This is a genomic window from Pseudomonas kermanshahensis, assembly GCF_014269205.2.
GTDB classification, from domain to species: domain Bacteria; phylum Pseudomonadota; class Gammaproteobacteria; order Pseudomonadales; family Pseudomonadaceae; genus Aquipseudomonas; species Aquipseudomonas kermanshahensis.
In genome coordinates this window covers 243,154-256,907 of sequence record NZ_JABWRY020000001.1, presented here as the reverse complement: position 1 = coordinate 256,907, position 13,754 = coordinate 243,154, and the positions used below count along the sequence as shown (strand labels likewise).

Sequence of the window (13,754 nt, the reverse complement as noted above, 5' to 3'; positions counted from 1 at the left end):
TGGTAGGTCTGGGCAGATTTGAACTGCCGACCTCACCCTTATCAGGGGTGCGCTCTAACCAACTGAGCTACAGACCTATATAGGGTCTTGATCGTCTTCGACAATGAATCAAGCAATTCGTGTGGGAGCTCATCAGCAGGCTGATGTCGTCGATTAAGGAGGTGATCCAGCCGCAGGTTCCCCTACGGCTACCTTGTTACGACTTCACCCCAGTCATGAATCACACCGTGGTAACCGTCCTCCCGAAGGTTAGACTAGCTACTTCTGGTGCAACCCACTCCCATGGTGTGACGGGCGGTGTGTACAAGGCCCGGGAACGTATTCACCGCGACATTCTGATTCGCGATTACTAGCGATTCCGACTTCACGCAGTCGAGTTGCAGACTGCGATCCGGACTACGATCGGTTTTGTGAGATTAGCTCCACCTCGCGGCTTGGCAACCCTCTGTACCGACCATTGTAGCACGTGTGTAGCCCAGGCCGTAAGGGCCATGATGACTTGACGTCATCCCCACCTTCCTCCGGTTTGTCACCGGCAGTCTCCTTAGAGTGCCCACCATAACGTGCTGGTAACTAAGGACAAGGGTTGCGCTCGTTACGGGACTTAACCCAACATCTCACGACACGAGCTGACGACAGCCATGCAGCACCTGTGTCAGAGTTCCCGAAGGCACCAATCCATCTCTGGAAAGTTCTCTGCATGTCAAGGCCTGGTAAGGTTCTTCGCGTTGCTTCGAATTAAACCACATGCTCCACCGCTTGTGCGGGCCCCCGTCAATTCATTTGAGTTTTAACCTTGCGGCCGTACTCCCCAGGCGGTCAACTTAATGCGTTAGCTGCGCCACTAAAATCTCAAGGATTCCAACGGCTAGTTGACATCGTTTACGGCGTGGACTACCAGGGTATCTAATCCTGTTTGCTCCCCACGCTTTCGCACCTCAGTGTCAGTATCAGTCCAGGTGGTCGCCTTCGCCACTGGTGTTCCTTCCTATATCTACGCATTTCACCGCTACACAGGAAATTCCACCACCCTCTACCGTACTCTAGCTTGCCAGTTTTGGATGCAGTTCCCAGGTTGAGCCCGGGGCTTTCACATCCAACTTAACAAACCACCTACGCGCGCTTTACGCCCAGTAATTCCGATTAACGCTTGCACCCTCTGTATTACCGCGGCTGCTGGCACAGAGTTAGCCGGTGCTTATTCTGTCGGTAACGTCAAAACAGCAAGGTATTCGCTTACTGCCCTTCCTCCCAACTTAAAGTGCTTTACAATCCGAAGACCTTCTTCACACACGCGGCATGGCTGGATCAGGCTTTCGCCCATTGTCCAATATTCCCCACTGCTGCCTCCCGTAGGAGTCTGGACCGTGTCTCAGTTCCAGTGTGACTGATCATCCTCTCAGACCAGTTACGGATCGTCGCCTTGGTGAGCCATTACCTCACCAACTAGCTAATCCGACCTAGGCTCATCTGATAGCGCAAGGCCCGAAGGTCCCCTGCTTTCTCCCGTAGGACGTATGCGGTATTAGCGTTCCTTTCGAAACGTTGTCCCCCACTACCAGGCAGATTCCTAGGCATTACTCACCCGTCCGCCGCTGAATCGAAGAGCAAGCTCTTCTCATCCGCTCGACTTGCATGTGTTAGGCCTGCCGCCAGCGTTCAATCTGAGCCATGATCAAACTCTTCAGTTCAATACTGCTTGGGTTTTTAAGAAACCCTAAACTTGGCTCAGCAATCTCAAATGACTATGTGATTTCTCGCATGGTCACTTGTGATGCTGATAATCTTTGTGACTATCAGTCCGTACTCACAAGCACCCACACGAATTGCTTGATTCAATTTGTTAAAGAGCGTTTGGTTAAGAGCTTTTCATCTCAACCGAGGCGCGCATTCTACGCTTTCCTCATTTGCTGTCAAGCGTTTATTTTGAAGTTTTTCGCGAGAAACTCGTTTAGCTTCAAACACCTGGCTCGCTGCGATCTCTCGTAGCGGGAGGCGAATCATACAGCGTTTAGAAGCGCTGTCAACCACCCTTTCAACCGCTGACGATCTTTCGATCGAAGCCCTTACAACACTACCTGAATCGATTAACTCGTTGATACTCAAGGAGTTTCTCGTTCCAATCACGCTGGAAGTGGGGCGCATTATAAGGGGATTCGAAACCCCGTCAACCTTTAATTCCAAGAAACCTTAATAAAGCTGAAAAACAAAGCGGGGAGGCCCTCCGGCCTCCCCGCTTTTGTTCATGCTTTATAGGCTAGGGAACGCAAACTGCGATGCCTCATGGCTGGCCCGCTGCGGCCAACGCTGGGTGATCGCCTTGCGACGGGTATAGAAACGCACCCCATCCGGGCCATAAGCATGCAGGTCGCCGAACAACGAACGCTTCCAACCGCCGAAGCTGTGGTACGCCACCGGCACCGGCAACGGCACGTTCACACCGACCATGCCCACTTCGATCTCGTCACAGAACAGGCGCGCTGCCTCGCCATCACGGGTAAAGATGCAGGTGCCGTTGCCATATTCGTGATCGTTGATCAGCTGCATGGCCTGCTCCAGGCTGTTAACCCGGACCACGCACAGCACGGGGCCGAAGATCTCTTCTTTATAGATGCGCATCTGCGGGGTCACCTTGTCGAACAGGGTGCCACCCACGAAGTAGCCATCTTCATTACCTGCAACGCGCAAGCCACGGCCATCCACCACCAGCTTGGCGCCAGCAGCCACACCGTCGTCGATGTAGCCAACCACCTTGTCGCGGGCAGCAGCGGTAACCAGCGGGCCCATGTCCAGGCCACACGAAGTACCGGCACCAATCTTCAGCGCCTTGATCTGCGGCTCCAGCTTGGCGATCAGTGCATCGGCAACCTGATCACCCACGCACACCGCCACCGAAATCGCCATGCAGCGCTCACCGCACGAACCATAAGCTGCACCCATCAGCGCGCTGACAGCGTTGTCCAGGTCGGCATCGGGCATCAGCACGGCATGGTTCTTCGCACCACCCAGCGCCTGTACGCGTTTGCCGCGCTTAGTGCCCTCGGCGTAGATGTACTCTGCAATCGGGGTCGAGCCGACGAAGCTCAGCGCTTTCACTTCCGGAGCTTCGATCAGCGCGTCCACAGCTTCCTTGTCGCCATGCACCACGTTAAGGATGCCTTTAGGCAGGCCGGCTTCCAGCAGCAGTTGGGCAATGTACAAGGTCGAGCTCGGGTCACGCTCGGACGGTTTCAGGATAAAGGCGTTACCGCAGGCAATGGCCAGCGGGTACATCCACAGCGGGACCATGGCCGGGAAGTTGAAGGGGGTAATACCGGCGACCACACCCAGCGGCTGGAAGTCGGACCAGGCGTCGATGTTCGGGCCAACGTTACGGCTGTACTCGCCCTTGAGCACTTCAGGTGCCGCACAGGCGAACTCGACGTTCTCGATACCACGCTTCAGTTCGCCTGCAGCGTCTTCCAGGGTCTTGCCATGCTCTTCGCTGATCATCTGCGAGATGCGGGCTTCGTTCTGCTCCAGCAGTTGCTTGAAGCGGAACATCACCTGGGCACGTTTGGCCGGCGGCGTATTGCGCCAGGCCGGGAAGGCAGCCTTGGCCGAATCGATGGCTTCCTGAACGGTCGCACGGCTGGCCAGTTCGACCTTGCGCACGGCCTGACCAGTGGACGGGTTGAAGACATCGGCGGTGCGCTCACCCTTGGTAACCAGCTCGCCGTTGATCAGGTGTTGAACAATGCTCATGCAAAACTCCAGATAAAGAGGGGTGACACAAGCGCGTGATCACTTCACGCGCTTGCCATCAAAATCGCAACGATCAATCGATCTGGTTCAGGGTCTCGCCCACCGCGTCGAACAGGCGGTCCAGTTCCTGCGGCTGGGTATTGAAGGTAGGGCCAAACTGCAGGGTGTCGCCACCGAAGCGCACATAGAAGCCGGCCTTCCACAACTTCATCGCCACTTCATAAGGGCGCACGATCGCATCGCCGTCGCGGGCAGCAATCTGGATCGCGCCGGCCAGGCCATAGTTGCGGATATCGACGACGTTCTTCGTGCCTTTAACCCCGTGCAGCAGTTTCTCGAAGTGCGGCGACAGTTCGGCCGCAGCCTGCACCAGGCTTTCCTTCTGCAGCAGGTCCAGTGCGGCGATGCCGGCGGCACAGGCCACTGGGTGGGCCGAGTAGGTGTAGCCGTGGGGGAACTCCACCGCGTATTCCGGTGTTGGCTGGTTCATGAAGGTTTGATAGATCTCGGTGCTGGCAATGACCGCACCCATCGGGATGGCACCGTTGGTGACCTGCTTGGCGATGCACATCAGGTCTGGCGTCACGCCGAAGGCTTCAGCCCCGGTCATCGCGCCCATACGGCCGAAGCCGGTGATCACTTCGTCGAAGATCAGCAAGATGTTGTGCTGGGTGCAGATCTCGCGCAGGCGCTTGAGGTAGCCCTTCGGTGGCGGCAGAACACCCGCCGAGCCCGCCAGCGGTTCGACAATCACCGCAGCGATGTTGGAGGCGTCGTGCAGCTCGATCAGCTTGAGCATTTCGTCGGCCAGGGCAATGCCGCCCTCCTCTGGCAAGCCCTTGGAGAACGCGTTCACCGGCAGCACGGTGTGAGGCAGGTGGTCGACGTCCAGCAACTGGCCGAACATCTTACGGTTACCGTTCACGCCACCCAGGCTGGTGCCGGCGATGTTCACGCCATGGTAGCCACGGGCACGGCCAATGATCTTGGTCTTGGTCGCCTGGCCTTTCAGGCGCCAGTACGCACGGACCATCTTCAGCGCTGTATCGGCGCACTCGGAACCGGAGTTGGTATAGAAGACGTGGTTCAGATCGCCCGGGGTCAGCGCGGTGATCTTTTCCGCCAGCTGGAACGACAGCGGGTGGCCGAACTGGAAGGCCGGAGAGTAATCCAGGGTACCGACCTGACGGGCTACGGCCTCGGTGATTTCCTTACGGGTATGCCCGGCGCCGCAGGTCCACAAGCCAGACAGGGCGTCGAAGATCCTGCGCCCCTTGTCATCCACAAGGTAGTTACCTTCCGCCGCCACGATCAGGCGTGGGTCGCGATGGAAATTGCGGTTGGCGGTGTACGGCATCCAGTGGGCATCCAGCTTGAGCTGGCTGGCGATATCGGTGGGAGCGGTTTCCGGCATGTTCATCGGCGGTTCCTCGAAAGACGATTAGGCAACGATGGATCTTGTTGCGGCTAAATTGGCACGGCGATAAAGTCTGAAAAAGCCTGCTTTTCTAATCTTCAGATAGGGCAACACTAAACTAATGAGCCGACGCCCCGACCCACTCGCCCAAGTGAGCGATTTTGACATTCGCCTGTTGAAGATCTACCGCAGCGTCGTCGAGTGCGGCGGCTTCTCGGCAGCCGAAAACGTGCTCGGGATCGGCCGCTCGGCCATCAGCCAACAGATGAACGACCTGGAGCAACGCCTCGGCCTGCGCCTGTGCCAGCGTGGCCGAGCCGGTTTCTCACTGACCGAGGAAGGCCGCGAGGTCTACCATTCGGCCCTGCAGTTACTCAGTGCCCTGGAAAGTTTCCGCACTGAGGTCAACGGGCTGCACCAGCACTTGCGTGGCGAGTTGAACATCGGCCTGACCGACAACCTGGTGACCTTGCCGCACATGCGCATCACCCACGCGCTTGCCGAGCTCAAGGACCGCGGCCCAGATGTGCGTATCAACATCCGCATGATCGCGCCCAGCCAAGTCGAGCACGGCGTCCTCGACGGCAGCCTGCATGTCGGCGTAGTGCCGCAGACCATCGCCCTTTCAGGGCTTGAATACCAACCGCTGTATAGCGAGCGTTCGCTGCTCTATTGCGCAGTAGGACACCCGCTGTTCTATGCCGACGACCAACAGATAGACGACGACCGGCTCAACAGCCAAGAGGCCATCACCCCCACCTTCCGCTTGCCCGCCGATATCCAGGCCCACTACCAGGCGCTGCATTGCACGGCCAGCGCGTCGGACCGCGAAGGCATGGCATTCCTCATCCTGACGGGCCGCTACATCGGCTACCTGCCCGACCACTACGCCAGTTTCTGGGTGCAGCAAGGCCGGCTGCGTGCCCTCAAGCCCCGGCAGCGCTTCTATGACTTGAGCCTGAGTTGGGTGACGCGCAAAGGGCGGCGGCCGAACCTGGTGCTCGAGAGCTTCCTGGATAGCCTGGCTGCGACACGCTGATGCCTGTCTCTGACGCAAACGCTTGTCACTTCGGCGTAGGCAGGTAATCTTGTCCGACAGCCGCTGCCACTGACCCGTACGGAATCGTCCATGACCCTTGAAGTCCCAGCGCATCGCCTCTCCGCCTCGGGCAAGCCCGCCGGCCGCATCCGCCAGAAAAACGAACAGGCCATCATCCAGGCCGCCGAAGATGAATTCGCCCGCCATGGTTTCAAGGGCACCAGCATGAACACCATCGCGCTGAAAGCAGGGTTGCCCAAGGCCAACCTGCATTATTACTTCACCAACAAGCTGGGCCTGTACATTGCCGTGCTCAGCAACATCATCGAGTTGTGGGACAGCACCTTCAATGCCTTGAGCGTCGAGGACGACCCGGGCGAGGCACTGAGCCAGTACATTCGGACCAAGATGGAGTTCTCGCGACGCAACCCGCAAGCCTCGCGCATTTTCGCCATGGAAGTGATCAGCGGCGGCAATTGCCTCAACGAATACTTCAGCGCCGACTACCGCGAGTGGTTCCGGGGCCGGGCCGCAGTGTTCCAGGCCTGGATCGAAGCAGGCAAGATGGACCCGGTCGACCCGGTGCACCTGATTTTCCTGCTCTGGGGCAGCACCCAGCACTATGCCGACTTCGCCACGCAGATCTGCCAGGTCACCGGCCGCAGCCGCCTGACCAAGCAAGACATGGAAGACGCGAGCAGCAACCTTATCCATATCATTCTCAAGGGGTGCGGCATCAAGCCGAGTGCCTGACAGCCATTTATGCCTTCTACCCTGCTCGACCTCTGCGAGTTTCGTGAAGAAATCCGCAAAAGCCGCTTCATCACCCTCGCCGGCCCAATCAACAGTGCTGCCGAGGCGATGAGCTTCATCGAACGCCACAGCGACCTGGCGGCCACCCACAACTGCTGGGCGTGGAAGCTTGGCGGGCAATACCGCAGCAATGATGACGGCGAACCGGGCGGCACCGCCGGGCGCCCTATTCTGGCCGCCATCGAAGCGCAAGACTGCGATCAGGTGGTGGTGCTGGTGATCCGCTGGTATGGCGGCATCCAGCTGGGTACCGGTGGCCTGGCCAGGGCCTATGGCGGTGGCGCCAACAAATGCCTGCAACAGGCGCCCAAGCGGGTGCTGGTGCAGCGCAGCGAATACACCTGCAGTTGCAGCTTCAGCGAACTGGCCTTGGTGAAGCTGCGCCTGGCGGACGTCGACGGCCTGGTGCTGGATGAACAGTTCACCGCCAATGGCGTTGACCTGCACATCGCGGTCGGTGAAGCCCACCTGGCCCCCTTGCGCCAGCAACTGGCCGACCTGAGCCGTGGGCGCATTCTGCTGGAAGCGCGCTGAATAACTGTTCACATGTGCTGGACATTGCTCACAAGAACTGTGGGCCTGCCTGTGGATAAGCTTGGGGCACTCTCTTGCAGCCCATTGGTTTCAAGACCCCCAGAGCTTTGATCATATTTTGATCACTATTTGATGACAGTCGCAAATTGCTGAAACCTCAAAAGTTATCCCCAATTCCTGGAGTGGTTACGCACTGGCCACTCCGCTCGGCTTGCACACAATAACTGTGGAACAGCCTGTGGATAACCCGTTAGCCAACAGGCGAAGCGCCCGTCTACAAGCAGCCTGGCGCCATCGATCATTTTTTGACCAGCTGCAGCGCAGGCACAGTTAGCGACTCTGCAGTATGCTCAAATCCTTTTTCCTACACCGATAAAGGAATGTTCCTATGGCTAACTCAAGAACTGCCCTCATCATCGGCGCCTCACGCGGCCTTGGCCTGGGGCTGGTGCAACGCCTGCAAGAAGATGGCTGGAACGTCATCGCCACCGTGCGTGACCCGCAAAAGGCCGGCGCCCTGGCCCACGTTCCCGGTGTGCGCATCGAACAGCTGGAGATGAACGACACCGCTCAGCTCGATGGTTTGAAGCAACGCCTGCAAGGCGAAGTGTTCGACCTGGTATTTGTCAACGCGGGCGTCATGGGGCCGCTGCCACAAGACCTGGAAACCGTCCGCAACCAGGACATCGGCGACCTGTTCATGACCAACGCCGTGGCCCCCATCCGCGTCGCCCGCCGCTTGGTTGGCCAGGTGCGCGAAGGCAGCGGCGTGCTGGCCTTCATGAGCTCGATCCTGGGCAGCGTGACGATCCCGGACGGCGGTGAAGTCTGCCTGTACAAAGCCAGCAAGGCGGCCCTGAACTCGATGATCAACAGCTTCGTCGTCGAACAACAGCGCCCCGGCCTCTGCGTGCTGGCCATGCACCCCGGCTGGGTGAAGACCGACATGGGCGGCGAAAATGCGGAGATCGACGTGCTGACCAGCACCCGCGGCATGCTCGAGCAGATCAAGGCGCAAAGCGGTAAGGGCGGCCTGCGCTTCATCAACTACAAAGGTGAACCGCTGATCTGGTGAATTGAAAGCCGCGTGGCGAGGCAGTAGACTCGATGCCTCGCCCCCGTGGCGGACCTGGATCAGCAGACAGGGCAACACTGAGCTGGCTAACCTGAACCCACTTTCAGAGGAGCCGGCACCATGCCTGCGACCCGTATCTGGTTGAAATCCCCCCTTGCCATCTTCACTGCCAACGGCGCCGACGCCCGTGGCGGGCTGGTCATCGAAGACGGCCGCATCACACAACTCCTGGCCCTTGGCGAAAGCCCCAGCCAACCGTGCGACCAAGTGTTCGATGCCCGCGAACATGTGGTAACCCCCGGCCTGATCAACACCCATCACCACTTCTACCAGACGCTGACCCGCGCCTGGGCACCGGTGGTCAACCAACCGCTGTTCCCCTGGCTGAAGACGCTGTACCCGGTATGGGCACGCCTCACCCCCGCGAAGCTGGCGCTGGCCAGCCAGGTGGCACTGGCTGAACTGTTGCTGTCGGGCTGCACGACTGCGGCCGATCACCATTACCTGTTCCCGCAAGGCCTGGACAACGCCATCGACGTGCAAGTCGAAGTGGTGCGCAAGCTGGGCATGCGCGCGATGCTGACCCGCGGCTCCATGAGCCTTGGCGAAGACGACGGCGGCCTGCCACCCCAGCAAACGGTGCAACAGGGTGAAGTGATCCTGACCGACAGCCAACGGCTTATCCACAGCTACCACGAGCGCGGCGAAGGTGCGCAGATCCAGATTGCCCTGGCACCCTGCTCGCCCTTCTCGGTCACACCCGAGATCATGCGGGCCAGTGCCACGCTGGCCGAAGAGCTGGACGTGCGGCTGCACACCCACCTGGCAGAGACCCTTGATGAGGAAGACTTCTGCCTGCAGCGTTTCGGTCTGCGCACCGTGGACTACCTGGACAGCGTCGGCTGGCTCGGCCCACGCACCTGGCTGGCTCACGGCATCCACTTCAATGGCGAAGAAATCGCCCGCCTGGGCGCGGCCGGCACCGGTATTTGCCACTGCCCGAGCTCGAACATGCGCCTGGCCTCGGGCATCTGCCCAACCGTCGACCTTGAAGCCGCCGGTGCCCCCGTGGGCCTGGGCGTAGACGGTTCGGCCTCCAACGACGCCTCCAACATGATCCTCGAAGCCCGCCAGGCGCTGTACCTGCAGCGCTTGCGCTATGGCGCCGAGCAGATCACCCCAGAACGTGCCCTGGGTTGGGCCACGCGCGGCTCGGCGCGGCTGTTGGGGCGCCAGGACATCGGCGAGCTGGCCGTCGGCATGCAAGCCGACCTGGCGTTGTTCAAGCTCGACGAACTGCGCTTCTCTGGCAGCCATGACCCGCTGTCGGCGCTGCTGCTGTGCGGCGCCGACCGCGCCGACCGAGTCATGGTCGGTGGCCAGTGGCGGGTCATCGACGGGCAAATCGAAGGCCTGGATATCCAAGGCCTGATCGCCGATCACCGCCAGGCGGCCGCGCAGCTCATCGCCGGTTGAGGCAACACAGGGCCTGGCCGGGCGCAATGCCTGGCCAGGCCCTGTAGAATGGCGGCAACCGTACCTGATCGAGATAACCAACTATGTATGACTGGTTGAACGCCCTGCCCAAGGCCGAACTGCACCTGCACCTGGAGGGTTCGCTGGAGCCCGAGCTGCTGTTTGCCCTGGCCGAGCGCAACAAGATCGCCCTGCCTTGGGACGATGTCGAAACCTTGCGAAGCGCCTACGCCTTCAACAACCTGCAGGAATTTCTCGACCTTTATTACCAAGGCGCGGATGTCTTGCGTACCGAGCAAGACTTCTACGACCTGACCTGGGCTTACCTGCAACGGTGCAAGGCGCAGAACGTCGTCCACACCGAACCCTTCTTCGACCCGCAAACCCACACAGACCGCGGTATCCCCTTCGAGGTGGTGCTCAACGGCATCAACCAGGCGCTCAAGGATGGCCGGGACCAACTGGGCATCAGCAGTGGCTTGATCCTGAGCTTCCTGCGCCACCTCAGCGAAGACGAAGCGCACAAGACCTTGGACCAGGCACTGCCGTTCCGCGATGCCTTCATTGCCGTAGGCCTGGACAGCTCCGAAATGGGCCACCCGCCGAGCAAGTTCCAGCGTGTGTTCGACCGCGCCCGCAGCGAAGGCTTCGTCGCCGTTGCCCACGCCGGTGAAGAAGGCCCGCCTGAATACATCTGGGAAGCCCTGGACCTGCTGCACATCAAGCGTATCGACCACGGGGTACGCGCCATCGAAGACGAGCGGCTGATGCAACGCATCATCGACGAGCAGATCCCACTGACCGTCTGCCCGCTGTCGAACACCAAGCTCTGCGTGTTCGACCACATGAGCCAGCACAACATCCTGGACATGCTTGAGCGCGGGGTGAAGGTCACTGTCAACTCTGACGACCCGGCCTACTTCGGCGGCTACGTCACCGAAAACTTCCATGCCTTGCATACCCACCTGGGCATGACCGAAGACCAAGCGCGCCGCCTGGCGCAAAACAGCCTGGACGCGCGACTGGTCTGATCAGACGTTGGCGGTGCGGTTACCCAACCTGCAACGTCTGCACGCGGGCAATGCGATTGATCTGCTGGATGCCCAGCGCCGAGATATGCAAAGCCCGCGTGTCCTCCGATTCGCGCATCCAACCCGACTGCAGAAACAGCCTGAACAAGGCCTGCCCCAGAACGCCGCCCAAGTGTGGCCCCTGGTTGTTCCAGTCAGTGCAACGGCAGATCACACACCCCCGTTGCTGGTGCGGCGCCAAGGCATCTATGTAGACGCCGACCAGCGCCAGCTCTGCCCGCCCTTGCTCACTGACCACCAGTTGCCGGTCAGTGCCCTCCAACCAGCCCGCCACCACCAGACGGTGATACAACTCCCCGGCCAGCTCGCCGCCGAGGTGGTCACCGCAGCGCCGCGCCCTGCGGATCGACATCGGCAACTGCAAGGCTGCCGCCTCGGGGTGGTCGTCTCTGGCGCTGCCCAACTGCACGCTGGCCAGTGCTTCCACCGCTGCCCCTACCTGAGGCGTGGCCAGGCGGAAATAGCGTTTGCGGCCCCGCGCCTCATGCCGCAGCAAACCCGCCGAAGACAGCAACGAGAGGTGGGCGCAGGCGGAAGACGAGGTCAGCCCGGTCATCATCGCGAGCTCGTTGGCCAGCCGTGGGGTGCCGTCGATCAGCGCCCACAACATGGCGCTGCGCTTGGGGTCGGCCATCAGGCTGGCGATCTGGCTGATACTGCTGACTGCGTTCATGTCCCTGTAACTCCCTGCACGTTTTTATATGGATGCAATGGCCAACCCTGGCACTGGGATCGCCTGCCTGACAGTCGCCGGCCTTGAGAGGGAAACCCTGCTCGCTGGCATCGGCGCTGGTCGCCAGTATAAGCCGCTTAAACTCTCTCTCAGGGCGCTAGCCGCTTCAGCCCACCTGTCAGAAGTCCACTGGGTATACCTACCCATGAGAGATGATGTGTCTGTGCAGTGAGCCCGCCCAATACCCCGCAGTTGAGCAGTGCCCCAGCACTCAGCGGGACAGAGGCAGGTCATGAGCACTATTCGCACTGTGCAGGTTCGGACGCGACCGACAAGCAGCTTCCATAAATAGCGCAAACAAAAGCGAAGCTTCTACATGCCTCCAGGTATTACACGCGGAGCATGACGGTCAGGAGGGAAGAACAGGGGGGAAATGACCGTCAGTCAGACCACGGATGCCGGACATGGCAGGCACAGGGCACAGCGCTACACTTCTTCCGCTCACACCCCATTGGAGGTATGCCGCGATGAAAATTGTCGTCAGTGCGTCGAGCCGCAACCCCGTTTGCCCTTGGCAGGTTCAGCTCGACCAACACGTGGTGAGTTTCCGCAGCGAGGCCGAGGCGCGTGCCTTCGTCGCCACATTGGAAACCCGCCTGCAGGCGCCTCACCCGCTTATGCGGGACGCCTGGCCTGCAAACGCCGGGTCAGCAGCGCGACACTGACCACCAGCGCCCCGCACAGGCTGATCACCAGTGTCATTGGCACCGCACTGCCATCGTGCAACAGCCCGACCAACGCCGCCGCGCCTGCGGCGACGCTGAATTGCAGGCAGCCCATCAGCGCCGAGGCGCTGCCTGCGCGTGCGCCCTGCCCGCTCATGGCGCAGGCCGACGCATTGGGGATGATGCAACCCAGGCTGGCGATACACACGAACAACGGCACCAACAGCGGCCATAACTGGCTCGGCCGCAGTGCAGCGACGCCCAGCAATACCAAACCTGCAGCCAGGTACATCCACACAGCACGCACCAGCAGGAAGGCTGGGCCGCGCTTGGCCAGCAAACGGGCATTGACCTGCGCCACGAGGATAAAGCCAGCCGCGTTGGTGCCGAACAACCAGCCATAGTGCTCGGCAGGTACGCCATATAACTTGATGAAGACGAATGGCGACCCCGCGATGTAGGCAAACATACCGGCAATGGCAATACCCCCGGTCAAGGCATGGCCAAGAAACACCCGGTCATTGAACAAACGCAGGTACTGGCGCAGCGCCCCGGACAGCGGCTGGCGCGGCATGTCCGCCGGCAGGCTTTCCGGCAGGCCCAGGCTGACCGCCAGCAGGCAGGCCGCGCTGAACAGGCTCAGGACGAGGAAGATCGACTGCCAACCGGCCAGGTTCACCAACACCCCGCCAAGCATTGGCGCCAGGATCGGCGCCAGGCCCATCACCAGCATCAACTGCGAGAACACCTTGGCCGACGCCACCGGGTCGCACTTGTCGCTGACGATCGCCCGCGACAGCACCATCCCGGCACAACCGCCCAGGGCCTGGACGAACCGCGCCAGGACCAGGGTGTCGAGGTTGGGGGCATAGGCACAGGCCAGCGACGCCAGGGTAAACAGCGCCACGCCGAACAACAGCGGCTTACGCCGTCCGAAGCGGTCGGCCACCGGGCCATAGGCCAACTGCCCGATGGACAGGCCAAGGAAGTAGGCGGCCAAGGTGGCCTGAACGTGTTTTTCATCGGTGGCGAAAGCCTGCGCCATGGCCGGGAAGGCGGGCAGGTAAAAGTCGATCGCCAAAGGCCCGAACGCACTCAATGCGCCCAGGATGAGCACCATTCGCAGGTTCATCAGGAATCCATAGCAGGCTAAGCAAGTGCGTAAGT

At 60.5% G+C, this 13,754-nt stretch carries 11 protein-coding genes, 1 tRNA gene and 1 rRNA gene; 7 read left to right on the top strand and 6 right to left on the bottom strand.

Features of this window, described 5'->3' with window-relative positions; all coding sequences use genetic code 11:
- From HU764_RS01235 to aptA, 4 genes are all read right to left on the bottom strand, one after another.
- Positions 1–77: transfer RNA gene (locus tag HU764_RS01235), tRNA-Ile, on the bottom strand.
- Between the two features lie 77 nt (positions 78–154).
- Positions 155–1,691: ribosomal RNA gene (locus tag HU764_RS01230) — 16S ribosomal RNA — on the bottom strand.
- Positions 1,692–2,250: 559 nt separating this feature from the next.
- Positions 2,251–3,744 carry a CoA-acylating methylmalonate-semialdehyde dehydrogenase gene (locus tag HU764_RS01225; RefSeq protein WP_027594988.1) on the bottom strand — a complete coding sequence of 498 codons (1,494 nt, stop codon included), beginning with the start codon at positions 3,742–3,744 and terminating at the stop codon, positions 2,251–2,253.
- Positions 3,745–3,817: 73 nt separating this feature from the next.
- Positions 3,818–5,164 carry an omega-aminotransferase AptA gene (aptA, locus tag HU764_RS01220; protein WP_027594987.1) on the bottom strand — a complete coding sequence of 449 codons (1,347 nt, stop codon included), beginning with the start codon at positions 5,162–5,164 and terminating at the stop codon, positions 3,818–3,820.
- A 118-nt stretch (positions 5,165–5,282) separates the two neighbouring features.
- On the opposite strand from aptA, the gene HU764_RS01215 reads away from it, so the two are divergent.
- The 6 genes from HU764_RS01215 to HU764_RS01190 all read left to right on the top strand — a co-directional run bounded on the left by HU764_RS01215 (position 5,283) and on the right by HU764_RS01190 (position 11,129).
- Positions 5,283–6,200: a LysR family transcriptional regulator gene (locus tag HU764_RS01215; RefSeq protein WP_099428266.1), complete on the top strand. Its 918-nt coding sequence runs from the start codon at positions 5,283–5,285 to the stop codon at positions 6,198–6,200.
- A gap of 90 nt (positions 6,201–6,290) precedes the next feature.
- The gene (locus tag HU764_RS01210; RefSeq protein ID WP_027594985.1) at positions 6,291–6,953 is read left to right on the top strand and encodes a TetR/AcrR family transcriptional regulator; all 663 of its coding nucleotides are present in this window, start codon (positions 6,291–6,293) and stop codon (positions 6,951–6,953) included.
- A 9-nt stretch (positions 6,954–6,962) separates the two neighbouring features.
- Complete coding sequence (locus HU764_RS01205; protein ID WP_186682075.1) at positions 6,963–7,547, top strand: IMPACT family protein; 585 nt, start codon at positions 6,963–6,965, stop codon at positions 7,545–7,547.
- A 388-nt stretch (positions 7,548–7,935) separates the two neighbouring features.
- Positions 7,936–8,622: an SDR family oxidoreductase gene (locus HU764_RS01200; protein WP_085273980.1), complete on the top strand. Its 687-nt coding sequence runs from the start codon at positions 7,936–7,938 to the stop codon at positions 8,620–8,622.
- A 120-nt stretch (positions 8,623–8,742) separates the two neighbouring features.
- Complete coding sequence (locus tag HU764_RS01195) at positions 8,743–10,098, top strand: 8-oxoguanine deaminase (RefSeq protein ID WP_186704015.1); 1,356 nt, start codon at positions 8,743–8,745, stop codon at positions 10,096–10,098.
- Positions 10,099–10,181: 83 nt separating this feature from the next.
- Positions 10,182–11,129, top strand: coding sequence for an adenosine deaminase (locus HU764_RS01190; protein ID WP_186682081.1), 948 nt, complete (start codon positions 10,182–10,184; stop codon positions 11,127–11,129).
- 19 nt (positions 11,130–11,148) lie between these two features.
- Here HU764_RS01190 and HU764_RS01185 read toward each other — a convergent pair whose 3' ends face one another.
- The gene (locus tag HU764_RS01185) at positions 11,149–11,862 is read right to left on the bottom strand and encodes an ArsR/SmtB family transcription factor (protein ID WP_186682083.1); all 714 of its coding nucleotides are present in this window, start codon (positions 11,860–11,862) and stop codon (positions 11,149–11,151) included.
- Positions 11,863–12,389: 527 nt separating this feature from the next.
- On the opposite strand from HU764_RS01185, the gene HU764_RS27550 reads away from it, so the two are divergent.
- Positions 12,390–12,587, top strand: a complete 198-nt coding sequence (locus HU764_RS27550; protein ID WP_085273983.1) for a hypothetical protein — start codon at positions 12,390–12,392, stop codon at positions 12,585–12,587.
- On the opposite strand, the gene HU764_RS01180 is transcribed toward HU764_RS27550, so the two are convergent.
- Positions 12,538–13,719 carry a multidrug effflux MFS transporter gene (locus HU764_RS01180; protein ID WP_027594978.1) on the bottom strand — a complete coding sequence of 394 codons (1,182 nt, stop codon included), beginning with the start codon at positions 13,717–13,719 and terminating at the stop codon, positions 12,538–12,540. The genes HU764_RS27550 and HU764_RS01180 overlap by 50 nt on opposite strands.
- Between the last annotated feature and the right edge of the window lie 35 nt (positions 13,720–13,754).

Coding starts and splice junctions, on each gene's coding strand:
- HU764_RS01225 (WP_027594988.1), bottom strand. CDS start 3,744: ATGAGCATTGTTCAACACCTGATCAACGGCGAGCTGGTTACCAAGGGT.
- aptA (WP_027594987.1), bottom strand. CDS start 5,164: ATGAACATGCCGGAAACCGCTCCCACCGATATCGCCAGCCAGCTCAAG.
- HU764_RS01215 (WP_099428266.1), top strand. CDS start 5,283: ATGAGCCGACGCCCCGACCCACTCGCCCAAGTGAGCGATTTTGACATT.
- HU764_RS01210 (WP_027594985.1), top strand. CDS start 6,291: ATGACCCTTGAAGTCCCAGCGCATCGCCTCTCCGCCTCGGGCAAGCCC.
- HU764_RS01205 (WP_186682075.1), top strand. CDS start 6,963: ATGCCTTCTACCCTGCTCGACCTCTGCGAGTTTCGTGAAGAAATCCGC.
- HU764_RS01200 (WP_085273980.1), top strand. CDS start 7,936: ATGGCTAACTCAAGAACTGCCCTCATCATCGGCGCCTCACGCGGCCTT.
- HU764_RS01195 (WP_186704015.1), top strand. CDS start 8,743: ATGCCTGCGACCCGTATCTGGTTGAAATCCCCCCTTGCCATCTTCACT.
- HU764_RS01190 (WP_186682081.1), top strand. CDS start 10,182: ATGTATGACTGGTTGAACGCCCTGCCCAAGGCCGAACTGCACCTGCAC.
- HU764_RS01185 (WP_186682083.1), bottom strand. CDS start 11,862: ATGAACGCAGTCAGCAGTATCAGCCAGATCGCCAGCCTGATGGCCGAC.
- HU764_RS27550 (WP_085273983.1), top strand. CDS start 12,390: ATGAAAATTGTCGTCAGTGCGTCGAGCCGCAACCCCGTTTGCCCTTGG.
- HU764_RS01180 (WP_027594978.1), bottom strand. CDS start 13,719: ATGAACCTGCGAATGGTGCTCATCCTGGGCGCATTGAGTGCGTTCGGG.